The sequence below is a fragment of the Rhizobium leguminosarum bv. trifolii WSM2297 genome, from assembly GCF_000271845.1.
Genome location: NZ_JH719395.1, coordinates 268,715 through 290,869 on the forward strand (window position 1 = coordinate 268,715; position 22,155 = coordinate 290,869).

24 protein-coding genes are annotated in these 22,155 nt (G+C 61.5%); 11 read left to right on the top strand and 13 right to left on the bottom strand.

The window, feature by feature from the left end; genetic code table 11:
* Window positions 1-105: 105 nt before the first annotated feature.
* Window positions 106-1,155, bottom strand: coding sequence for a GGDEF domain-containing protein (locus RLEG4DRAFT_RS16550; RefSeq protein ID WP_003578371.1), 1,050 nt, complete (start codon window positions 1,153-1,155; stop codon window positions 106-108).
* Between the two features lie 146 nt (window positions 1,156-1,301).
* A complete protein-coding gene (locus RLEG4DRAFT_RS16555; protein WP_003578372.1) occupies window positions 1,302-1,811 on the bottom strand; it encodes a DinB family protein in 510 nt (169 codons plus the stop codon).
* 137 nt (window positions 1,812-1,948) lie between these two features.
* Here RLEG4DRAFT_RS16555 and RLEG4DRAFT_RS16560 point away from each other — a divergent pair, with 137 nt between their 5' ends.
* Complete coding sequence (locus tag RLEG4DRAFT_RS16560) at window positions 1,949-2,638, top strand: glutathione S-transferase family protein (protein ID WP_003578373.1); 690 nt, start codon at window positions 1,949-1,951, stop codon at window positions 2,636-2,638.
* Window positions 2,639-2,719: 81 nt separating this feature from the next.
* Entirely contained in the window at window positions 2,720-3,142 is a 423-nt protein-coding gene (gene ndk, locus RLEG4DRAFT_RS16565; protein ID WP_003574140.1) for a nucleoside-diphosphate kinase, read from the top strand.
* Window positions 3,143-3,229: 87 nt separating this feature from the next.
* Here the strand turns inward: ndk and RLEG4DRAFT_RS16570 are convergent, their stop codons facing one another.
* Window positions 3,230-3,835 carry a hypothetical protein gene (locus tag RLEG4DRAFT_RS16570; protein ID WP_003578374.1) on the bottom strand — a complete coding sequence of 202 codons (606 nt, stop codon included), beginning with the start codon at window positions 3,833-3,835 and terminating at the stop codon, window positions 3,230-3,232.
* Window positions 3,832-4,377 carry a CGNR zinc finger domain-containing protein gene (locus tag RLEG4DRAFT_RS16575; RefSeq protein ID WP_003578375.1) on the bottom strand — a complete coding sequence of 182 codons (546 nt, stop codon included), beginning with the start codon at window positions 4,375-4,377 and terminating at the stop codon, window positions 3,832-3,834. The genes RLEG4DRAFT_RS16570 and RLEG4DRAFT_RS16575 overlap by 4 nt, the downstream gene beginning before the upstream one ends.
* A 65-nt stretch (window positions 4,378-4,442) precedes the next feature.
* Between RLEG4DRAFT_RS16575 and RLEG4DRAFT_RS16580 the strand changes: the two genes are divergently transcribed.
* Window positions 4,443-5,339 carry a branched-chain amino acid ABC transporter permease gene (locus RLEG4DRAFT_RS16580; protein WP_003578376.1) on the top strand — a complete coding sequence of 299 codons (897 nt, stop codon included), beginning with the start codon at window positions 4,443-4,445 and terminating at the stop codon, window positions 5,337-5,339.
* Here the strand turns inward: RLEG4DRAFT_RS16580 and RLEG4DRAFT_RS16585 are convergent, their stop codons facing one another.
* The 5 genes from RLEG4DRAFT_RS16585 to RLEG4DRAFT_RS16605 all read right to left on the bottom strand — a co-directional run bounded on the left by RLEG4DRAFT_RS16585 (window position 5,340) and on the right by RLEG4DRAFT_RS16605 (window position 9,905).
* Window positions 5,340-5,801, bottom strand: a complete 462-nt coding sequence (locus RLEG4DRAFT_RS16585; protein WP_003578377.1) for a molybdenum cofactor biosynthesis protein MoaE — start codon at window positions 5,799-5,801, stop codon at window positions 5,340-5,342. It lies immediately after the preceding gene.
* Between the two features lie 244 nt (window positions 5,802-6,045).
* Window positions 6,046-6,300 (bottom strand): molybdopterin converting factor subunit 1, encoded by a 255-nt coding sequence (gene moaD, locus RLEG4DRAFT_RS16590; RefSeq protein WP_003578378.1) that lies wholly within the window; start codon window positions 6,298-6,300, stop codon window positions 6,046-6,048.
* Window positions 6,297-6,887, bottom strand: coding sequence for a CDP-diacylglycerol--glycerol-3-phosphate 3-phosphatidyltransferase (gene pgsA / locus RLEG4DRAFT_RS16595; protein WP_003574129.1), 591 nt, complete (start codon window positions 6,885-6,887; stop codon window positions 6,297-6,299). Before pgsA ends, moaD begins: the two co-directional genes overlap by 4 nt.
* 211 nt (window positions 6,888-7,098) lie before the next feature.
* Window positions 7,099-9,141, bottom strand: coding sequence for an excinuclease ABC subunit UvrC (gene uvrC / locus RLEG4DRAFT_RS16600; RefSeq protein WP_003578381.1), 2,043 nt, complete (start codon window positions 9,139-9,141; stop codon window positions 7,099-7,101).
* The gene (locus tag RLEG4DRAFT_RS16605) at window positions 9,138-9,905 is read right to left on the bottom strand and encodes an SDR family oxidoreductase (protein WP_003578383.1); all 768 of its coding nucleotides are present in this window, start codon (window positions 9,903-9,905) and stop codon (window positions 9,138-9,140) included. The genes uvrC and RLEG4DRAFT_RS16605 overlap by 4 nt, the downstream gene beginning before the upstream one ends.
* A 365-nt stretch (window positions 9,906-10,270) precedes the next feature.
* On the opposite strand from RLEG4DRAFT_RS16605, the gene RLEG4DRAFT_RS16610 reads away from it, so the two are divergent.
* Window positions 10,271-10,906 (top strand): outer membrane protein, encoded by a 636-nt coding sequence (locus RLEG4DRAFT_RS16610; RefSeq protein WP_003578385.1) that lies wholly within the window; start codon window positions 10,271-10,273, stop codon window positions 10,904-10,906.
* A gap of 82 nt (window positions 10,907-10,988) precedes the next feature.
* Here RLEG4DRAFT_RS16610 and RLEG4DRAFT_RS16615 read toward each other — a convergent pair whose 3' ends face one another.
* Together RLEG4DRAFT_RS16615 and RLEG4DRAFT_RS16620 are read right to left on the bottom strand one after the other, a co-directional pair.
* Window positions 10,989-11,585 (bottom strand): glutathione S-transferase, encoded by a 597-nt coding sequence (locus RLEG4DRAFT_RS16615; RefSeq protein WP_003578387.1) that lies wholly within the window; start codon window positions 11,583-11,585, stop codon window positions 10,989-10,991.
* A 63-nt stretch (window positions 11,586-11,648) separates the two neighbouring features.
* Complete coding sequence (locus RLEG4DRAFT_RS16620; RefSeq protein ID WP_003578389.1) at window positions 11,649-12,518, bottom strand: 23S rRNA (adenine(2030)-N(6))-methyltransferase RlmJ; 870 nt, start codon at window positions 12,516-12,518, stop codon at window positions 11,649-11,651.
* A 16-nt stretch (window positions 12,519-12,534) separates the two neighbouring features.
* Between RLEG4DRAFT_RS16620 and RLEG4DRAFT_RS16625 the strand changes: the two genes are divergently transcribed.
* The 5 genes from RLEG4DRAFT_RS16625 (at window position 12,535) to RLEG4DRAFT_RS16645 (ending at window position 18,322) form a co-directional block, all read left to right on the top strand.
* On the top strand, window positions 12,535-14,760 hold the full coding sequence (locus tag RLEG4DRAFT_RS16625) for a molybdopterin-containing oxidoreductase family protein (protein ID WP_003578391.1): 2,226 nt from the start codon (window positions 12,535-12,537) through the stop codon (window positions 14,758-14,760).
* On the top strand, window positions 14,736-15,326 hold the full coding sequence (locus RLEG4DRAFT_RS16630) for an NUDIX domain-containing protein (RefSeq protein ID WP_003578393.1): 591 nt from the start codon (window positions 14,736-14,738) through the stop codon (window positions 15,324-15,326). The genes RLEG4DRAFT_RS16625 and RLEG4DRAFT_RS16630 overlap by 25 nt, the downstream gene beginning before the upstream one ends.
* A 148-nt stretch (window positions 15,327-15,474) precedes the next feature.
* The gene (locus RLEG4DRAFT_RS16635) at window positions 15,475-16,644 is read left to right on the top strand and encodes an alpha-D-ribose 1-methylphosphonate 5-triphosphate diphosphatase (protein WP_003578395.1); all 1,170 of its coding nucleotides are present in this window, start codon (window positions 15,475-15,477) and stop codon (window positions 16,642-16,644) included.
* A 279-nt stretch (window positions 16,645-16,923) separates the two neighbouring features.
* Complete coding sequence (locus RLEG4DRAFT_RS16640) at window positions 16,924-17,151, top strand: hypothetical protein (RefSeq protein WP_210161333.1); 228 nt, start codon at window positions 16,924-16,926, stop codon at window positions 17,149-17,151.
* A gap of 4 nt (window positions 17,152-17,155) precedes the next feature.
* Window positions 17,156-18,322: an acyltransferase family protein gene (locus tag RLEG4DRAFT_RS16645; RefSeq protein ID WP_003578397.1), complete on the top strand. Its 1,167-nt coding sequence runs from the start codon at window positions 17,156-17,158 to the stop codon at window positions 18,320-18,322.
* A 1-nt stretch (window position 18,323) separates the two neighbouring features.
* Here the strand turns inward: RLEG4DRAFT_RS16645 and purN are convergent, their stop codons facing one another.
* A complete protein-coding gene (purN, locus tag RLEG4DRAFT_RS16650; RefSeq protein ID WP_003578398.1) occupies window positions 18,324-18,995 on the bottom strand; it encodes a phosphoribosylglycinamide formyltransferase in 672 nt (223 codons plus the stop codon).
* Window positions 18,992-20,065, bottom strand: a complete 1,074-nt coding sequence (gene purM / locus RLEG4DRAFT_RS16655; protein ID WP_003578399.1) for a phosphoribosylformylglycinamidine cyclo-ligase — start codon at window positions 20,063-20,065, stop codon at window positions 18,992-18,994. The genes purN and purM overlap by 4 nt, the downstream gene beginning before the upstream one ends.
* A 245-nt stretch (window positions 20,066-20,310) precedes the next feature.
* On the opposite strand from purM, the gene RLEG4DRAFT_RS16660 reads away from it, so the two are divergent.
* Entirely contained in the window at window positions 20,311-21,435 is a 1,125-nt protein-coding gene (locus RLEG4DRAFT_RS16660; RefSeq protein WP_037093795.1) for an AI-2E family transporter, read from the top strand.
* Complete coding sequence (hdaA, locus tag RLEG4DRAFT_RS16665; protein ID WP_003578401.1) at window positions 21,428-22,141, top strand: DnaA regulatory inactivator HdaA; 714 nt, start codon at window positions 21,428-21,430, stop codon at window positions 22,139-22,141. Before RLEG4DRAFT_RS16660 ends, hdaA begins: the two co-directional genes overlap by 8 nt.
* Window positions 22,142-22,155 lie beyond the last annotated feature (14 nt).

A 22,155-nucleotide genomic window follows, 5' to 3' on the forward strand; every position in this document is an offset into this window, starting at 1 on the left:
CGTTTTGGCCGAAAGAACTCGTTAAGGCAAGAGCTCGCCCCGAGAGAAGCGCGCTTGTCGCCGACAAGCGAGCTTATCCCGCGGCAAGCTTGCCTGTCCGCGCCTTTAGTGGCCGAAAGCTTGCACCGGCCGTCGGCGGTTCGATTGTGCGGCGAGCAGCGCCACCCGGGCATTGGCCTGCAGCTGCCCCGGAGTTGCCGCATCGGTGCTGAGCGCCACGCCGATCGAGATGGTCAGCCTGCCGCGATCGGCCTTGTCCGAGGTCGCAAAGACAAGATTGTCCTCGACCGAGGCGCGCAGCCGCTCGGCGATGGTCATGGCGTCCTGCATGCCGACATTGGCAAACAGGATGGCGAATTCGTCCGCCTCGGTGCGGGCGACGAAGTCGTTTTTCTTGACCGACTTGCGGAAAAGGCCGGCGAGCTTCTTCAGCAGCTTGTTGCCGGCCTGGCTGCCGTATGTGTCGTTGAGATCGGTGAAATTGTCGATATCGACCATGATCAGCGCGCTGCCGGCTGCACCCTCTTCGCGCTCGTAGAGCTCTGATATCACCCGGTTGAGCGCGATGCGGTTGGGAAGTCCGGTGATCCTGTCGGCCACACTGGCCGATTGCATCGCCGAAATACCGCGTTCCAGCCTTTCCATCCGCCGGATGTCATCCTCCAGCCGAGCGCCGATTTCCGTCTCCGCCGATAGCACTGCCGCAAGCGAGGCGGAGAGGTAATCGACCTCGCCGATGAAGGCGGCAAGGCTCTGGTCGTCGTGGCTGGAGACCGATTTCAGGATCGTGCTGCACGCGTGCGCAAAGGCGGCTCTGTGCCGCAGCCCCTCGGCAAGCTTTTCCGCCACCTCACGCAGCATCCGGCTCGCCTCGTTGCGCGCGGTCTCGCCCGCCAGCCCGCAATGGCCGACGAGGCGGTATTTTAATCCGAGCTCGTCGAGCATCGCCTGTTGCGGCTGGGTCCCGAGTGCGGCGATATCCTGCGCAAGGCCGGCATTGAGCCCGACGATCGCCTCATGAAACAGTTCGTAGTTGCGCGGCATCGCGGCGACGTTCAGGCGCGCCAGGTGCTGGGCGATCTTCTGAATATCGGCCACATCAGCCGGACGTGCCGCCTCGCGTGGCACCAGTGCATTTGCGCTTGCATTCTGCATGACGATCCCTCGCGATCCGGCATTTTTCTCCATCTTCCGCTATGCGCGCAAGCTTTTAAGAGACCCTGAATTTTTGGTCGGGAAGCGGCGGCTTGGCAGTGGAACCGGCAAAGGCGGTTAATTCAGTCTTGATCGCCAAGGCTGTTTCACATCCACTCGCGGCCCTCACCGCGCAGGAAATAGAGCAGGTCCAGCCCGAGGCTCGGCTTGCCGAGCGCCGTCAGCGTCATGTGGCACTGGCCGCGATGATGGGTCTGGTGGTTGAAAAGATGGGCCAGCGCTAGGGACAGCGGCTGGGTGATTTCGATCGGCTGCGTCACCGGCGAATAGGTGAAGTTGGCGGCGAGGGTTATCGCATCGAGCGTGCCCGTCCAGGCAACGATCCGCTCGTCCTCGGCTCTGCGTGCCGCTGCAAGCGCATCCAGTTCTTCGTAGAGCACAGCATCCAGTGTTTTCGGCGCGTCGCCGGTGCCGGTGAAGCGCTTCATCCAGATCCGGTCGGCGACGAGCAGGTGATTGAGCGTGCGATGCAGCGAGCCGAAGAAGGCGCCGCGGTCGCTGCGGAATTCCGCATCGCTGAGTTCGGCCGCCGCCGCATAGACCTGGGCATTGGCCCAGCGGTTATAGGCGGCGAACATCCTGTACTGTCTGAGCATCCGGTCCCCCTGATCGTCGCGGCAGTCTAACCCGTCTTCCCCGCAAATCGCAGTGATGCGCCCATGAAATTTCCTGATTTGATCGCGGGCGCTTTCTGTCGTCGAATGGCTGACGCTGCGATCTCGAAAGGACTGTTATGACCAGAGCGCTCTATTCCCTCTGCGGTGCCGACGAACGGCGCTTCTTCTCGCCTCATTGCTGGAAAGCGGTGATGGCGCTGGCGCATAAGGGCCTCGATTTCGAGGAGATTCCGACGACTTATGCCCGCATCCGCGCGATCGGCGGCGGCGTCTCGTCGACCGTGCCCGTTCTCGACGACAATGGCCGGCTGATCCCCGATAGTTTCGACATCGCCCTCTATCTGGAAGAGGCCTATCCCGAGCGGCCGTCGCTGTTTAACGGCGAGGGCGGCAAGGCGCTGTCGCGCCTGGTGGAAGGTTATTCGCAGATGATCATCCATCCGGCGATCATGCGCATCGCCCTTCTCGACATCCATGCGAACCTCGACGAGGGGGACAAGGCCTATTTCCGCGAGAGCCGCGAGGTCAGGCTCGGCAAGCCGCTGGAGGTGGTTGCCGCCGACAGCGAAGCGGAGAAGGCCGCGTTTGCCGCCAAGCTGGAGCCGCTCCGCCACATGCTGAAGTTCCAGCCCTTCATCGGCGGACAGACGCCGCTCTTTGCCGACTATATCGTCTTCGGCGCCCTGCAATGGCTGCGTGTCTCCGCCGGCCTCGCCATGCTGGCCGCCGACGATCCGGTCGTGGCCTGGTTCGAACGCTGCCTCGATCTTCACCAAAGCCGGGGCCGCACTGTGACAGCGGCGTGAAATTGCCGTCGACCTCTTGTTTTCGGGCGTTGGGGCGGGTAAAGACCGCCCACTTTTCCCGAGAAAACAGAGGATTTGACTATGGCGATTGAACGTACCTTCTCGATGATCAAGCCGGATGCAACCAAGCGCAACCTGACGGGCGCCATCACCAAGATGCTCGAGGATGCCGGCCTGCGCGTCGTCGCCTCCAAGCGCGTCTGGATGAGCCGCCGCGAAGCCGAAGGCTTCTACGCCGTGCACAAGGATCGTCCCTTCTTCGGCGAACTCGTCGAAGGCATGACCTCCGGCCCGACCGTCGTCCAGGTGCTGGAAGGCGAAGGCGCCATCCTCAAGAACCGCGAGATCATGGGCGCAACCAACCCGGCAAACGCTGACGAAGGCACGATCCGCAAGGTTCACGCTCTGTCGATCGGCGAAAATTCCGTTCACGGTTCGGATGCGCCTGAGACGGCTGCTCAGGAAATCAAGTACTGGTTCTCCGACACCGAAGTCGTCGGCTGAGGCCACGCTTCGGCATTATCTTGCAATGCCTTGAATTGACTCTCGAAAGCCGGGGCCTCGCTCCGGCTTTTCCATGCCGGGCATGGTCTATGTCGGGCATTTATCGGTATTCGAAAAATCGACACTGCCGTCAGGCTTGAAGACCTCCGGGTTCTTGTCATAAAGCGCACCGACGACGAGCGGCTTGCTCGGCAGCACGGTCTGGTCGAGGTCGGACCGGAACTGCGTCTTCAACTCCTGCAGCACCTTGCCGTCCTTGTCGACCAGCCGGACACTCACCGAATAGGGACGGTCCTTGCGCACGCAGTGCAGCTTTTCACTCTGCAGCGCGATCTTGTCATCGATCGGGTAGATTTTCTGGTTCAGCACCAGCGGATCACCGCCCTCCGGGTTTTCGAATTCGGCGATGATGACGGAGCCATCGGGGATGGGACCGGTCTTCTTCAACGTCAGCAGATAGGTGGCGCTCGCCACCCGATAGTTGAAGACGAAGAGATGGCCGGTGACTTCGACCAGGTTTTCCGCCTGGCGCTGGCAGGCGGACAGTACGAGGGCGGTTGCTAAAGCAATTCCAGCAAAAGTGTGCAGCGTTTTTGCGTTCGGAATTGCGCGAAAACAAGACGATAGAGCATTTCCGTAATTCGAAGAAAAACGGAGATGCTCTATCGCCGTTACGATCAGATGTTTCCTCATGGCGTCTCCTCCTTCTTGCGGCGGTAGTGCCGGTTCGCCTTGGCGCGGTTGCCGCAGACCGCCATGTCGCACCAGGCGCGGCTCCTGTTCTTGCTGCGGTCGATGAACAGCCAGCCGCAATTGCCGCAGATCTTCATGCGCTCCGGGTCGGGCATGGCGATCAGCCGCAGCACCGAATGGGCGGTGGCTGCTGCCACGCTGCCGGGACTTGCTTGGCGCAACGTTCTGGCCACCGCCTCCAGCAGCACGGCCAGCAATTGGTCGTCGTCGCCATCGAGTATACGCTTGCGGAAATAGAGGTCGATTGCTTCGCGCAGCGCGATGAAATGCCTCTCATTTTCGGCCGAGACCGGCACGATATTGCCGAAGAGGGCGCGTTCGGCGCAAAATTCAGCGGCGGCGTGCGAAAAATCCCGCAGCTGGTCGCTGATTGCGAAGCGGTCGATCCGCCGCGCTGAATCGTGGCGTAGAACAACGCTGTTGGCGACATCGAGCGCCAGTGCGCCGCCGGCAAAGCGGTGAGGGGTCCAGGAAAAGCTCATGATGAAATTATAACTGGCGAAATAGGTTTTACCAGTTATAATTTTGATGTCGCGGAGTGCATGGAATGGCCTATCTTCTACAGCAGCTGGCAAACGCGGTTCCACTGGCCGCGCTCTATGCCGCGCTCGCCTTCGGTTATGCGGTGGCCTTCGGCGTGACGAAACGGGCCGACATCACCTATGGGGCGATCTTCGCTTTCGCCGGCCAGATCCTGCTGCTGTTTACCGAATTCGCCTTCAACCGCCTCTGGCTGGTGTTGCCGGCGGCCCTTGCCGTCGGCGCCTGCGCGTCGATCGTCTATTCGCTGGCGGCGGGCCTGTGGATCGGCCGCGCGATCATGCTGCCGCTGGTCAGCAAATCGCCGAACACGGTGATCGTCGCAGCCCTCGGCATCATGATCGTGCTGATGGAGACTGCCCGGCTTGCCGCCGATACAAGGGCGATCTGGCTGCCGCCGTTCCTGAACGGCACGGTGGTCTTCTGGAGCGACGGCGCATTCAAGGTGACGCTGACCTATATCCAGCTGATCGACACGGCGTTGATGGCAGCGATCGTTGCGATCGGCACGCTGATCCTCAGGCGCACGGCCTGGGGCCGCATCTGGCGCGCGGTCACCGACGATCCTCTGGCTGCCGAGCTCTGCGGCACCAGCGCCAGCCGCGTCTTTCTCGTCGCTTATGCGGCTGCCGCCCTGGTCGCCACGATTTGCGGCATTCTCGCCACCTTCTATTACGGCTCGATGGATTTCGGCGCCGGCCTGATGTTCGGGCTGAAGGTGCTGCTGATTGCCGCTGTCGGCGGCTACTCCGATCCGCTGCGCTCGGCAGGCGGTGCTGCCGGCCTCGCCGTCGTCGAAACCCTATGGGGCGCCTACGGCCCCTTCGTCTGGCGGGATCTCGTCATCTTCTCGCTGCTCGTCCTGATTTTGGTCATGAGCCGCCGGGAGCGCGTCGTCCTCTAACTACTTCCACTTGTCGCGCGCCGAGTCGTCGGCGTTTTTCGCCGCGACCCAGTCGCCGGTGGCGCCGTTTTTGCCGTGCTCCTTCTTCCAGAAGGGGGCTGCGGTCTTCAGGAAATCCATGACGAAATTGGCGCCGTCGAACGCCGCCTGCCGATGCGGCGCGGCTGCGACGACGAGCACGATATTCTCGCCCACGGCGATCTTGCCGTAGCGGTGGATGGCGGTGAGGCCGAGAAGCCCGAAACGGGCAATGGCAAGTTCGCCGATGCGGACCATTTCGGCCTCGGCCATGCCCGGATAATGCTCGAGTTCCAGCGCCGCCAGCGTGCCGCCTTCATCGCGACAGAGGCCGGAGAAGGTGACGACGGCGCCGACGCCGGGTTTGCCTTTGGAGAGGCGATCGACTTCGGCCTGCAGGTCGAAGTCCTCGTGCTGGACGCGGATGGTGGGGGTGATGGTCACGACAAATGCCTCCGCTGCTGTGAGGCGCGGCCAAACCCCCACGCTCCCTCATTCCTGTGCTTGTCACAGGAATCCAGTGCGCCCAAGTCCTTGGGCGCGGGAGACAATCCTACCGCTCGGAGGGAGTCATTCACCGCGCCGACGCGCGGTGGCTGGATTCCTGTGACAAGCACAGGAATGAGGTAGAGAGAGGGAGACGCCGTCTTACCCATTGTCAGCTTTCAACAGCCCAAGCAGAGGGGCCTCATCCCCCCGTCATCGGCGGAAAAATGCCGATCTCACGGGCGGCGCCGATCGGCTCATCATGCTCGACATGCTCCATGTCGAGCGCCACGCGGATCACATCGGGATATTGAAGCGCGGTCTCATATTCTTCGCCCAGCGTCTTCAAATGATTCAGAAGATCGGCAACGGTGACGACGGAGGAGGGGAGGTCGATTTCCTCTTCGCCCTTGCCGATGCGCTCGCGCACCCATGCGAAATAGACAAGCCGGGTCATTCCTCGTCATCCACGATATGTTTCAAGCCGGCACGGAAATAATCATAGCCGGTATAGATGGTCAGCAGTGCGGCGATCCACAAAAGCGCGATGCCGGTCTGCGTCGTATAGGGGAAAATCTCGTCGCCGGCCGGGCCGGCAAGCAGGAAGGCGATGGCGACGAGCTGCAGCGTCGTCTTCCACTTGGCGATCCGCGTCACCGGCACGCTGACCTTCAGCGCCGCCAGATATTCACGCAAGCCGGACACCAGGATCTCACGGCAGAGAATGGTGATCGCCGCCCAGATCGACCAGCCGGCGATGGTCTGGTCGGCTGCGACCAGGAGCAGGATCGAGGCGACCAGCAGCTTGTCGGCGATCGGATCGAGCATGCGGCCGATATTCGACGTCTGGTTCCAGATGCGCGCGAGATAGCCGTCGAGGAAATCGGTGAGCGAGGCGATGACGAAGATCCACAGCGCCACCCAGCGCGCCGTATTGCTGATCGACAGCCTGCCCTCGATGAAGAAGCAGAGAACGATCAGCGGCACGGCGAGGATACGGCCGTAGGTCAAGAGATTGGGGATGCTGTACGCACGCGATGCCATGGGATCGTTTCTCTGAATTGATGCGCCGCTACAGCGCCGCGCGGCTTTTCAGACGCGCAAAAGACGATGTAACACTTTGAACCTGCGCATCGTGCTTTCCAATCGATTCCGATTTTCGGGCCGATGCCGTAGATGACGGCTTTGATCGCGGACCGTCAACATTCTTTCTGTCTTTTCACTGCCTTTGCGTGGAATTTGCGACCGACGCCGGTTATTTCGCGGCGTCGTCGTGGAAATGGTTATAGACCTGCCTGGCAACAGCTTCGGAGATGCCTTCGACGGTCATCAGGTCGGAAAGGGCGGCGCGCGAAACCGCCTTCGCCGTGCCGAAATGCTGCAGCAGCGCCCGTTTGCGGGACGGGCCGATGCCGCCGATCTCGTCGAGCGGGTTCTTGATCATTTCCTTCTTGCGCCGTGCCCGGTGCGAGCCGATCGCGAAACGATGCGCCTCGTCGCGCATGCGCTGGATGAAATAGAGCACCGGATCGCGCGGCGGCAGCGTAAAACTCTCGCGTCCCGGCGGGAAGAAGCGTTCTCGCCCGGCATCGCGGTCGACACCCTTGGCGATGCCGATCGCCGTCACGCTGTCGGTGATCCCCAGCTCGGTGAGGATGGCGCGTACCGCTGTCATCTGCCCCTGGCCGCCGTCGATGAGGATCACATCCGGCCAGGCCGGGAAGGGCATGTCTGCGGCGTCGGTGGTGACCTTCTCTGCGGTCCGGTCGGGAATACCTTCCTCCTTGATCAGCCGCGAGAACCGCCGTGTCATCACCTCCTTCATCATGCCGAAGTCGTCACCGGGGGTGATGTCGGTCGATTTGATGTTGAACTTGCGGTACTGGTTCTTGACGAAACCTTCCGGCCCCGCGACCACCATGCCGCCGACGGCATTGGTGCCCATGATGTGCGAGTTGTCGAAGATTTCGATGCGCTGCGGCGCATAGGCAAGCCCGAACGTGTCCTTGAAACCTTCGAGCAGCCGCGATTGCGACGCCGTCTCGGCCAGCTTTCGCCCATGCGCCTCGCGCGCATTGCCGACGACGTGGTCGACCAGATCGCGCTTCTCGCCGCGCTGCGGCACCAGGATCGAAACCTTGTGAGCGGCCTTTTGGCTGAGTGCGGCCGCGAGCAGTTCCATCTCCTCGATCGTTTCCGACAGCATGATCTGCTTCGGCACCGGCTTGTCGTCGTAGAACTGTGCGAGGAAGGCGTTCAGCACTTCGGCGCCGGAAAGCTGCGGATCGGCCTTGGGGAAATAGGCGCGGTTGCCCCAGTTCTGGCCGGTGCGGAAGAAGAACACCTGGATGCAGGAAATGCCGCCCTCGTGGTGGATGGCGAAAACGTCGGCCTCCTCGACGCCGGCCGGATTGATGCCCTGATGGCTTTGCACATGCGACAGTGCCGCCAGGCGATCGCGGTAGATCGCCGCCCGCTCGAAATCGAGGTCCTCGGCCGCCTGATTCATCACCTCGGCCATATGCGACTTCACCTTCTGGCTCTTGCCGGAGAGGAAGTCCTTCGCCTCCTGCACCAGTTCGCCGTAACCCTCGTCGCTGACCTCGTGGGTGCACGGCCCGGAACAACGCTTGATCTGGTAGAGCAGGCAGGGGCGTGTGCGCGTTTCGAAGACGCTATCGGTGCAGGTGCGGATCAGGAAGGCGCGCTGCAGCGAATTGATTGTGCGCCCGACGGCGCCCGCTGAAGCGAAAGGCCCGAAATAATCGCCCTTTCGCGCCCTCGCACCACGATGCTTGAAAATCGCCGGCGCCCGGTGGTCGCCGGTGATGAGGATATAGGGAAAGGACTTGTCGTCACGCAGCAGCACGTTAAAGCGCGGCCGCAAGCGCTTGATCAGATTCGCTTCCAGCAGCAGCGCTTCGGTTTCCGTGCGGGTCGTCACGAATTCCATGTTCGCCGTCTGCCGCACCATCTGGGCGATGCGGTTGGAATGCACGCGGCCGACGGCATAATTGCTGACGCGCTTCTTCAGGCTGCGCGCCTTGCCGACATAGAGCACGTCGCCCTCTGCATTGAACATGCGGTAGACGCCGGGACTGTTCGGCAGCCGCTTGACGAATTCGCCGATCAGATCCGCGCCGATCAGCCCCGTCTCGTTGATGCTGCCTGCGTTCCAGTCGACGGCAGCCGCAAGCGGGGCGGCGGCGGAAACGTCGCCTTCCACCTCGATATCGTCTTCGCTCTCATCCGTATCGTCGTAGAGAACGCCGCCATCCGGCAGCTTTCGTCCGTTCATTCCGTAATCTCCGCCACATCGGGCGTCTGCCAGGCAAGGTGCTGGCCGCCATCGAGGGCAATCATCTGGCCGGTGATCGAGGGCGTGTCATAAAGGAAGCGAATCGTTTGTCCGAATTCCTCCAGTGCCGGCCCTCGCTGCAAGATAAGGGCTGCGACCTGCGCTTGGAAGTCCTCCTGTGCCTGCCGCTCGCTCGGCATCGACGGGCCGGGGCCGATCGCATTGACGCGGATGCGCGGCGCCAACGCCTGAGCAAGCGTCTGCGTTGCCGTCCACATCGCGGACTTGGAGAGTGTATAGGAATAGAAGCTGGGTCTCAGGGCCCAGACCCGCTGGTCGATGATGTTGACAATCAGTCCCATTGCCTCGGCAGACACCTGTTGCGCGAAGGCTGCCGCGAGGATCGATGGCGCACGCACATGCAGGTCGAAGTGCAGCGCCCATGTGGCGGCGTTAAAACTGCGCGCGGAATCATGCTGGAAAACCGACGCATTATTGACCAGCAGATCGAGCGGCCCGAGCGCTTCCGACGCCTTCGCGACCAACTCAGCCGTTTCGCCGATATTGGTAAGGTCGGCCTGCAAAGCGATCGCCCGAAATCCCTTCTGCCGCAATTCCGCCCCCAGCTCTTCGGCCTCACCGATCGAGCCGTTGGCGTGGATCGCAACGGAAAAGCCATTTGCAGCAAGGTCTTCGGCGATTGCCCGGCCTATTCTTTTGGCGGCCCCGGTTATAAGGGCCGAGCGAAGTCTTTTGTGGTTCAAAATCCTGCCTTCTGATCCCGCGAGTCTGTCTGCCGACTATATAGGCGCGGGCGGAGATTATATAAATAGGCTGTTGCGGTTGCATCCGGGGACGGGATATTCTATGTATTATTTAAGAATGCGATTTCCTAAAATAAGTATTTTCAGTTTAACTCTTCAGTAGGGTTAACGAAATGTATGTTGCGTCAAAGCAACATCGAATTTCGGCCATGCGGCAGCCACAATGATATCACAATTTGGCTCTTTCAAATCCGCATTTGAGTTCCAATTTCAGTCTCGATCCGGAAGGGACATCTGGCAATATCCCGCCAATGCTTCACTGATAGACAGTGATCAAGCGGCGCGGGACTGAAAGGAGACTAAGTATGCGTGTACTCATTGCTGGCCTCATGGCCTCCGTTTTTGCAATTGCGGGCGTCTCGGCAGCTCAGGCGGCCGATGCCGTCGACCAGGTTCCGGAAGCACCGGTCGCCCAGGAAGCTCCGGTCAAGCCGGCTGGTAACTGGGAAGGCTTTTACCTCGGCGGCGCCGGCACCTACAACATGGGTGACTTCGGTTCCGACCGCCACACCTATGGTTTCGGCGGCCAGGTTTTCACCGGCTACAACTGGCAGCAGGGCCAGATCGTTTACGGCGTTGAATCCGATCTCGGCTACAGCGGCGACGACGTCTCCTCGGGCGGCGTCAAGAACAAGTATGGCTGGAACGGCTCCGTCCGTGGCCGCGTCGGCTACGACATGAACCCCTTCCTGCTCTACGGCACGGCCGGTCTCGCCCTCGGCGACGTCAAGGTTTCCGACGGCACCTCGGACGAGAGCAAGACGAACTACGGTTATACGGTCGGCGCCGGCGTCGAAGCCTTCGTGACCAACAACATCACGACGCGCCTGGAATATCGTTACACCGACTACCAGAGCAAGGACTACGACCTCGACTCCGGCAGCTTCTCGCGCGGTTACGACGAGAACAGCGTCAAGCTCGGTATCGGCGTCAAGTTCTAAGCCGAGAACAATCGTTCAAGCATGAAAAAGCCGGGCACATCGCCCGGCTTTTTTGCTGCCCGATCGATGCCGATTTAAGGAACTATGCTGTCGGCTTGAGCTCCTGATGGGCGGGGAATTTCTTTTCGAACTGCGCCAGCCAGTCGACCAGCGACGCATGATCGGCTTCCCACTGGCCCTTGAAGCGCAGGTCGAGATAGTCGAGCGTGGCGGCCAGAGCGAAATGTCCGCCGTTGAGCTTCTTGCCTGATTTCGGCGGATTGGCGCTGAGATGCGCAAGTCCGCTCGTCGCCTTCTTCCATTGCCGGTCGATCCATGGCTGGTGGATCTTTTCCTCATCGCGAAAGCGCCGCTCGTAGATGATGGCGAGCAGGCAGTCGCAGATGCCGTCGCAGAGCGACTCGAGGACTTCCGCATCCGTGCGTTTGCCCTTCTCGGAGGGATAGAGCTTGCCCTTCGCCAGCCGGTCGAAATAATGCATGATCGCCACGCTGTCGAAGACCGAGGCGCCATCATCGGTCAGAAGCGTCGGGATCTTGCCGAGCGGATTGTTGTCCACCAGGATCGCCGGCCCGGCATTGGTGTCGACCCGGATGGCATTCAACTCCAGGCCCAGGAAATGTGCGGCCATCCGCACCTTGCTGGAATAGGGGGAGGCGGGCGACCAAAGCAGCTTCATGGGGAACACCTGATGAAATTGTAAAACTACGGGCCGGGACTATTCCCGAAGCCGATTTCCAGGTCAATCGTCCTTGACCGTCTTGGTCTCGCCGCGCAGCCAGAAGGCCCGGTGCGAGGCGAAACGGTCCTGCGCCAGATGGTCTTTCAGCGCCGGCAGCAGTTGGTGCAGCTCGTCCTTCAGCGTGAAGGGCGGATTGACGATGACGAGGCCGGAGCCCGTCAGTCCCGTGATGCCGCGGTCGCTGCGAACAATGAGTTCGGCGCAGAGCATCTTCGGGATGTCGAGCGCCTGCAGCGTCTCGTGGAATTCCTTGATCGGCGCACCCTTCTTCAGCGGATACCACAGGCAATAGGTGCCGCCGGGAAAACGGCGATAGGCCTTGTCCAATCCTTCGGCCAGGCGCTGATATTCGTCCTCTTCCTCGAAAGGCGGATCGACGAGCACGATGCCGCGCTTTTCCTTCGGCGGCAGGTGCGCGCCCAGCGCCAGCCAGCCGTCGAGCTCGGTGATGCGGGCGTGGTGATCGCCCTCGAACAGCCGGTGCAGCCTGAGGTAATCCTCAGGATGCAGTTCCATTGCCGACAAGCGGTCCTGCGGCCGGAACAGCAGGCGCGCGAGTTTCGGCGATCCGGGATAGAAGCGGACGCCACCCTCAGGGTTGAGTTCGCGGATGGCTGCGAGGTAGGGCTCCAGCAGCTCGGCAACCTGAGGTCCGAGATCGGCGTCCATCAGCTTGCCGATACCGTCGAGCCATTCGCCGGTTTTCTGCGCTTCCTCGGAAGAGAGGTCGTAGAGCCCGATGCCGGCATGGGTGTCGAGCACGCGGAATGCCCCATCCTTCTTCTGCATGTAGCGGATCAGCCGCGCCAGCACGGCATGTTTCAGCACATCGGCAAAATTGCCCGCATGGTAGATGTGGCGGTAGTTCATTTTCGCTGATGTCCGTATGAATTCGCGTCATGGGGAGTTTTTGTGGCTTTTGGCCGTGCAAGCCTTGCAATATACAAATGCCATGAACATTGCGACCCCCATCCACGCCAAATCCTCGAAGCAGGACACCAGGGTTGGCCACACGGCCTGTCCGCACGACTGTCCCTCTACCTGCGCGCTGGAGATCGAACTATCCGAAGATGGCCGCATCGGCCGCGTGCGTGGCGCTGGCGACCATTCCTATACCTCGGGCGTCATCTGCGCCAAGGTCGCCCGTTATGCCGAGCGGCTCTACCATCCCGACCGCCTGATGCACCCCCTGCGCCGCGCCGGCGCCAAAGGGGCAGGGCAGTGGCAGCAGATTTCCTGGGACGATGCGCTGGATGAGATCGCCGAAGCCTTTGTGAAGGCCGAGGCCAGAGACGGCGGCGAAGCGATCTGGCCCTATTTTTACGCCGGCACCATGGGCTGGGTGCAGCGCGATTCGATCGATCGCCTGCGTCATGCCAAGCGTTATTCCGGCTTCTTCTCCTCGATCTGCACCAACCCGGCCTGGACCGGCTTCACGATGGCGACCGGCACGCTGCGTGGTCCCGATCCGCGCGAGATGGGCCGCACCGATTGCGTCGTCATCTGGGGTACCAATGCGGTGTCGACGCAGGTCAATGTGATGACCCACGCCATCAAGTCGCGCAAGGAGCGCGGCGCCAAGATCGTCGTCATCGACATTTACGACAACCCGACGATGAAGCAGGCCGACATGGCCTTGATCGTCAGGCCGGGCACCGATGCCGCGCTTGCCTGCGCCGTCATGCACATCGCCTTCCGCGACGGCTATGCCGACCGTGAATACATGGCTGGATATGCCGACGATCCCGCCGGCCTCGAAGCGCATCTGAAGACGAAGACACCGCAATGGGCAGCTGCTACCACCGGCCTTTCGGTCGAGGAGATCGAAGCCTTCGCCAGCCTCATCGGCACGACGAAGAAGACCTTCTTCCGCCTGGGCTACGGCTTCACCCGCCAGCGCAATGGCGCGGTCGCCATGCATGCGGCGGCCTCGGTCGCCACCGTCCTCGGCTCCTGGCAATATGAGGGCGGCGGCGCCTTCCATTCGAACAGTGATATTTTCCGCATGAACAATGCGGAACTGACCGGCCGGTCGATGAAGGATGCCGATATCCGCATGCTCGATCAGTCGCAGATCGGCCGGGTGCTGACCGGCGATGCGGTGGCGCTGCGCCACCGCGGCCCGGTGACGGCAATGCTGATCCAGAACACCAATCCCGCCAACATCGCTCCCGAGCAGCGCCTCGTCAGGCGCGGTTTTGCCCGCGACGACCTCTTCGTCGCCGTCCACGAGCAGTTCATGACCGAGACGGCCGAGATCGCCGATATCGTCATCCCCGCAACGATGTTCGTCGAGCATGACGACATCTACCGTGCCGGCGGCCAGAACCATATCCTGCTGGGGCCGAAGCTGGTCGAACCGCCGCCAAGCGTGCGCACCAATCTTTTCGTCATCGAGGAACTGGCCAAACGCCTCGGCGTCGCCGACCGCCCCGGCTTCGGCTTCACCGCCCGCGAAATGGTCGACCGCGTGCTCGAATCGAGCGGCCTGCCGGATTACGATCATTTCCTCGAACACAAATGGTTCGATCGCCAGCCGGCTTTCGAGGAGGCGCATTTCCTCAACGGCTTTGCCCATCCGGATGGCAGATTCCATTTCCGCCCGGACTGGATCAATCAGCCGGCGCCGAACAAGCCGCCGGCCGCCGTCGGTGCGCTCGGGCCGCATGCCGCGCTTCCGGCCTTTCCGGATCAGGTCGATGTCATCGAGGTCGCCGATCCCGACCATCCTTTCCGTCTCGCCACATCGCCCGCCCGCAACTTCCTGAATTCGAGCTTCTCCGAGACCAAAACCTCGCGCCAGAAAGAAGGCCGTCCCGAAGTGATGATCAACCCGGCCGATGCCGAAACCAACGGCATCGCCCATGGCGATCTCGTCCGCGTCGGCAACAGCCGCGGCGACCTGCGCATCCACGCCCGCATCACCACCGAGGTGAAGCCAGGCGTGCTGATTGCCGAGGGCCTCTGGCCGAACAAGGCGCATGTCGATGGCGAAGGTATCAACGTCTTGACCGGCGCCGACCCGGTCGCGCCCTATGGCGGGGCCGCCGTTCACGATAACAAGGTCTGGCTTCGCAAGGACGCAGCATGTTGCAGCCGAAATCACGGGTGAAGATCGTCAGCGAGGAAACGCTGTCGAATGGCTGGACGCGGTTGAGCAGCTATCTGCTCGACTATATCGACAGCAAGGGCGCGACCCAGCGGCTGAAGCGGGAGGTTTATCACCGGACGCCGGCCGCCTGCATCCTGCTTTACGATCCGAAACGCGATCTTGTCGTTCTCGTCCGCCAGTTCCGGCTTGCCGTGCATCTCAATGGCGATCCCGCCTGGATGATCGAGGTGCCGGCCGGCCTGCTCGACGACGATCATCCCGAACAGGCGATCCGCCGTGAGGCGATGGAGGAGACGGGCTACCACCTGCGCGATGCGCGCTTCCTCTTCAAATGCTACCCATCGCCGGGCGCCATTGCCGAAGTCGTCCACTTCTTCGTCTCCCTGATCGACACTGCCGATCGCGTCGCCGAAGGCGGCGGCCTGGACGAGGAGCACGAGGATATCGAGGTCCTGGAAATCCCGCTCGACGAAGCCGCCCGGATGATCGAAACCGGCGAGATCTTCGACGCGAAGACGATCATGCTTCTGCAATGGGCGTTGTTGAACAGGAATAAACTTCGATAGCGGATGAGCGGTCTCGGGCAAGCCTTTGGGTTGGGCTCAAGACGGTTTCGCTATCGCGGGTGTGGCGTTCGAAAATTCATACGTTTGTCACGAAGCGGTTCTATCCGCTGCGGTTTGTCGATCATCGGATACGGTCAGGAGAAAGCCCATGTGGCTCAGCAATTTCACCCTCGTTCTCCCAGACGAGGTGGTGAGTGAAGGTTCCGTGCGTGTCGAGGATGGCGCCATCGCCGAGGTCCGGCCTGAATTGGTTGCGGGTGCTGCCATCGACGGCGGCGGCCGGCTGCTGATGCCCGGTTTCGTCGATCTCCACGGCGACATGATCGAGCGCGAGATCGCGCCGCGGCCGAATGCGACGATGCCGATCGATTTCGGCATCCACGAACTCGACAAGAAGCTTGCCGCAGCCGGCGTCACCACGGCCTTCGCCGCCGTCTCCTTCGCCACCGAAAGCGTCTACGGCCACGTCCGCTCGCTGGAGACGACCTCGGCGGTGATCGAGGGCATCAACCGCCTGCGCGACGATCTGCTGATCGACCACCGCGTGCACGCCCGCTACGAAATCACCAATGTCGGCGCCGCTCCTGCGCTCGAACGCCTGCTGAATGCCGACCAGATCGATATGGTCTCGCTCACCGACCACACACCCGGCCAGGGCCAGTACAACAACCTGCAAAGCTACATCCTCAGCATTTCCGAGCGCCGCGCCATCTCCGAGGAAATGGCCGCCGAGATTGTCGCCAAGCGCATCGCCATGCGCAGCAATCCCGAGATCGAGGCCAAGCTGAGAGAGATCGTCGCGCTGTCGCTGAAGCACAAGCTGTCGCTGGCCTCGCATGACGATGACAGCGTCGAGAAAGTCGCCGAGATGCACGACCTCGGCGTCACCATCAGCGAGTTTCCGGTCACCGCGCCTGCGGCGGAAGAGGCGCGCCGCCGCGGCCTCTGGACGCTGATGGGCGCGCCGAACGCCCTGCGCGGCCAGTCGATGTCTGGCAATCTCAGCGCCCTGGACGCCGCAAGAGCCGGCCTACTCAGCATCATCGCCGCCGACTATCACCCCGCCGCCTTCGTGCCCGGCATCTTCAAGCTCGCCGACATGGTCGAGGGCGGCCTCCCGGCAGCCGTCGCCATGGCGACCGGCAACGCCGCCCGCTCTGCCGGCCTCCTGGATCGCGGCGAAATCGCCATCGGCCAGCGCGCCGATCTGGTGGTGGTCGAGCCGGGCGATATCAATCGCATCCGCGCGACATTCCGCGCCGGCCGCTTTGTTTACAGCGACGGGACGCTGCATCCATTGCGGGCACTGGCGGCTTAGCTCCGATAAAATCGATCAATCGTGTTCGTGTGCAGGCATAGCCAAAAGGAAATCGCTTTGGCTGCTAATTGCAACGAGATCATATCTCGCCACCAATAAAACTTTAGCTTACTCTCTGGCGGTTATTTCAACTTTGACGCGGTATATTAGGTCAAAGGGAAAAATCATGAGCTGGAAGATTTTCGCTATATGCAGCGCAATTTCTTACATCTGGGGCGCCAGAGGGTGCATCTGCGGTTCTGTGCCTTCAGTCAGCGAAGCACGCCGGAGCTGAGTAGGGTGGTTAGCAGTGTTGAAGCAGACCTGCCGAGCGATCAGCGGCCGGGCCTCAGCTCCTACGTCGTCCGTACCGAGGTTTCGGACGGCGAATGGCAGAGGCTTGGCCAGGTCACGCCCGTCCCCGGCATGCCGGTCGAGGTCTTCCCACAGACCGGCGAGCCAACATCGCTGGCATTTTTCACGAAACCTTTCACGGATCAGGGCGCGCGAGCCTTCAAGGAAGAATAAAAAGATGCAGCGCCTTGATCACCGACCGGGGGAAGAAACGCTTCTGACCACTGCCGACGCACTTGGACGTTCAGCGTTCCCTGTGCCTGCGTATACTGGTCCGACCGACGCCCAGGACCTCGGTCGCGGCACAGATCTAACGAAAGACCGCTTTATCTTTCTAGACCGGCTTCGAGGAATTGCGGCGCTATCGGTGGCTCTGTTACATGCCAGCCAGGTTTTTGGCTTCAATCTCAATTCTCACGCCTATCTGGCCGTGGACTTCTTCTTTTGCCTGAGCGGCTTCGTGCTCGCAAATGCGTACGATCAGAAACTGAGATCGGGCATTCTGCGGAGCCCTGTGTTCCTCCTGAAACGCATGGTGCGGCTTTATCCCATGATCGTGGTCGGTGTTGGCTTGGGCGTTCTCGCGTTGCAGGTCGCTTACGGGCCAGGGGTTCCTCTCGCGGATGTTTCAATTCTTGCCGTCGGCGCGTTACTCTTGTTGCCGGTGGGGTTTCTGGTGGGGCAAGAGGCGTTCGCGATCAACAATCCGCTTTGGTCCATCTTTTTCGAAATAGTGGCTGGCGTAATTTATGGATCGGTTGCTCGCCGAAGAATTCGTTTTTGGCACGAGATAGCCGCTCTCGCGTCGCTGGCAGCGGCGCTTTTCGCAGTTGTCTCGATCGAAGGCACTATCGGGCCAGTTGGATTTGGGAACTTGCGAGCGTTTTTTGAAGGATTCATCAGGACTGGCTTTTCGTTCCTTGCCGGTATCCTGATCTTCCGCTGGCAAATCATTCACCGTATCCCGGCGGTACGACCTCAAATCCCGCTTTTCGTCCTGATGGCTGTTCTATTTTTCCCGTTTGCCGTCCCAAGAGACATCTACGACTTCTTCTGCATAGCGGTCATTATCCCGATCGTGGTCGCGCTCGCGGCTGCAGTTGCGCAGACTGAGGAGAAGTCACTCGCTGCCTACCTTGGGCAGTTGTCTTATCCCCTTTACATCGTTCATTTGCCCGTTATTCAGCTTGGATCTTATTTCCAAAGCGCCACAAACAGCTTTATTCCATTGCCGATCGCCGTGATCTGCACGCTCTTGGCTGCTGTTGCTGGGGCTCATTTTCTCTACACCCAGTTCGATAGACCCATTCGCGCTTATCTAAGTCGCAGGTTTTCCCTGAACTAACTTAGGCGCGGTCGCAGATCAGCGAGATGAGCTGGGCCTTGGGTGCGCCAGTTGAAGCCTCGGCGCCGACGGCCTTGCCGCCTTCCATGCTCACGCGGCCTTCGGCAAAGAGCCGCAGGGCCTGCGGATAGATCTGGTGCTCGATGGTCAGCACCCGCGCCGCCAGGCTTTCGGCCGTGTCGCCGGAGAGAATCGGCACCGCCGCCTGGCCGATGGTCGGTCCCTCATCCATGGCTTCGGTGACGAAATGCACGGTGCAGCCGGCGATGCGCATGCCGGCGTCGATGGCGCGCTGATGGGTATGCAGGCCCGGAAACAGCGGCAGCAGGGAAGGGTGGATGTTGAGCATACGGCCTTCATAACGCTGGATGAAGGTCGCCGTCAGCAGCCGCATGTAGCCTGCCAGGCAGAGGATGTCGGGGGAAAGCGTGTCGAGTGCGGCAAAGATCGCCGCCTCATGCGCATCCTTGCTGTCATATTCTTTACGAGGGAAGGCGAAGGTGGCGATACCCTCGGCGGCCGCCTTGGCAAGCCCGCCGGCATCCGGCTTGTCGGAAATCACGCCGACGATTTCGGCCGGGTAATCGGCGGCCTTCGCCGCGGCGATCAGCGCCATCATGTTGGAGCCGCTGCCTGATATGAAGACGACGACGCGTTTGCGCGGCGTGCTCATAGGGCAAGCGTGCCCTTGTAAACCGTGCCGGCAGCACCCTCGTCGCGGGCGATCATCCGGCCGAGCGTGATGACGGTCTCGCCCTCGGCTTCGAGGGCCGCGGAAACCGCCGCGACATTCTCAGAGTCGACGACGGTGATCATGCCGACGCCGCAGTTGAAGGTGCGCAGCATTTCCTTGGCTTCGACGCCGCCCATCTTGGCGAGCCACGAAAACACCTTGGGAACCTTGACGGCGGTCAGATCGATCTCGGCTGCCAGATGCTTCGGCAGCACGCGCGGAATATTTTCCGGGAAGCCGCCGCCGGTGATATGGGCCAGCGCCTTGATAGCTCCGGTCTCGCGGATCGCCTTCAGAAGCGGCTTCACGTAGATGCGGGTCGGCGTTAGCAGCGCTTCGCCGAGCTTCTTGCCTTCGGCGAACGGGGCCGGCGCATCCCAGCCGAGGCCGGAGAGCTCGACGATCTTGCGCACCAGCGAGAAGCCATTGGAGTGGACGCCGGAGGAAGCAAGGCCGAGGATCACGTCGCCCTCGGCAATATCGCCGGAGGGCAGCAGCTTGCCGCGTTCGGCAGCGCCGACGGCAAAACCGGCGAGATCGTAATCGCCGGAGGAATACATGCCGGGCATTTCGGCCGTCTCGCCGCCGATCAGCGCACAGCCGGCCTCCCGGCAGCCGGCGGCGATGCCGCCGACGATCGCTGCACCCTGGTCGGGGTCGAGCTTGCCGGTGGCGAAATAATCGAGGAAGAACAGCGGCTCGGCGCCCTGCACCACGAGATCGTTGACGCACATGGCGACGAGGTCGATACCGACGGTGTCGTGATAATCGGCATCGATGGCGATCTTCAGCTTGGTGCCGACGCCGTCATTGGCGGCGACCAGAACCGGATCGGTAAAGCCTGCGGCCTTGAGATCGAAGAGCCCGCCGAAGCCGCCGATTTCGCCGTCGGCGCCCGGGCGGCGGGTCGAGCGGACCGCCGGTTTGATCTTCTCGACGAGGAGGTTGCCGGCATCGATGTCGACGCCCGCGTCGCTGTAGGTCAGGCCGTTTTTCCCAGACTGGCTCATGCTGGTCTCCGATGGCTATTTCAGGCGGCAGACACGCCGCGTCATCTGCCGGTCGCAATTGCATGACAGGGGCGTTTATGCAAGCGCCGCATGGCAAAAGCCCCCAATTTCCCGCGTCTTCCCCGAGCCTTTCCGGGATTTGGCGCGACAGGGTTGACCATCTTCGCGCCTGCATCCTATGTGCTGAATGGCCGCGTCGGTTCGGACGCGGCGTTTGGCGGCGGAAAGCGATCAGCGGGGAAGCGATGCCACAGCAAGTCAGCGGCAACAGTCTCAAGCGTCAGATTTTCTTCTGGCTGATCGTGCTCGTCTTCTTCATCGCCTTTCTCTATGTCTTCAGCTCGATCCTGCTGCCCTTCATCGCCGGCATGGCGATCGCCTATTTCCTCGATCCTGTGGCCGATCGGCTGGAACGCCTGGGTCTGAGCCGCATGATGGCGACGGTCGGCATCCTCATCGCCTTCGTCATCGTCTTTGCGCTGGCGCTGATGATCCTCATTCCCGTGCTGATCAGCCAGTTCAACGATTTCGCCGAGCGCCTGCCGGGTTATATCAGCCAGCTGCAGCAGTTCATCGACAATTCGAAAAACTCGCTGCTGCCGGACTGGGTCAGGAGCCAGGCCGGCACGATCAAGGATAATTTCTCCGGCATCCTCTCCGAAGGCATGGGCTTCCTCACCGGGCTCTTCGCGCAGATCTGGAATTCCGGCAAGGCGATCGTCGACGTCATATCGCTGCTTGTCGTCACCCCGGTCGTCGCCTTCTACATCCTGCTCGATTGGGATCGCATGGTCGCCAAGGTCGACCAGTGGATCCCGCGCGATTATATCAGCGACGTCCGCCAGATCGCCAGCGAGATCGATCAGGCGATCGCCGGCTTCATCCGCGGCCAGGGCTCGCTCTGCCTCATCCTCGGCATTTATTATGCCGCCGGCCTGTCTCTCGTCGGTCTGAATTTCGGCCTGCTGATCGGCCTCTTTGCCGGCATGATCAGTTTCATTCCCTATGTCGGCTCGCTGGTAGGCCTTGTTCTCGCCCTCGGCGTGGCGATCGTCCAGTTCTGGCCGAATTATGCGTGGATCGGCCTGGTGCTCGCCGTTTTCTTCAGCGGCCAGTTCCTGGAAGGCAACATCCTGCAGCCGAAGCTCGTCGGCTCCAGCGTCGGGCTGCATCCGGTCTGGCTGATGTTTGCGCTTTTTGCCTTCGGCGCCCTCTTCGGTTTCGTCGGTCTTCTGGTCGCCGTGCCGGCGGCGGCTGCCGTCGGCGTGCTTGTTCGTTTCGCGCTTTCGCGTTACCTTCAGAGCGATCTTTATTTTGGCGGGTCATCAGGCGGCCGCGCCCGGAAGACGAAATCAGTTCCCAATGAATGACGTGAAGAACGCTGATCCGAAGCGCAAGGCCGGAGAGCAGCTGCCGCTGGTCTTTTCGCACGATGCCGCAAGCGGACGTGACGATCTCCTGATTTCGGAGCGTCTCGCTGCTGCCGTGTCGATCGTCGATGCCTGGCCCGCCTGGCCGTCGCCGGTTGTTGTGCTCGCCGGGCCGGTCGGTTCGGGAAAATCGCATCTCGCCCGCATCTGGCGGGAGTTGAGCGGCGCCGTCGACATCCATCCCGAACTTGGCTCGGACGCTGCTATTGTCGCCGCCGCCGGCCCGGTTTTATTCGAGGATGCCGACCGCCGCGGTTTCGACGACAATGCGCTCTTCCACGTCATCAACAGCGTGCGTGAAAACGGCACCAACCTGTTGATCACAAGCCGTCTCTGGCCGATCTCCTGGCCGGTTTTGCTGCCGGATCTGCGCTCGCGCCTGAAAGCGGCAACCGTCGTCGAGATCGGCGAACCGGACGAGGCGCTGTTGTCGCAGGTGATCGTCAAGCTGTTTGCCGACCGGCAGCTTTATATAGATGACAAACTCGTGCTCTATATCGTCAACCGGATGGAGCGGTCGCTGAACGCGGCCCAGACGATCGTCGAAAGGCTTGACCGGCTGGCCCTGTCGCGTGGCGCGAAAATCACCCGGGCTCTGGCTGCTGAAGTATTGAATGAATTGGGAAATTCGGAGCCGGCCGATTGACTGTCACAGTTCCG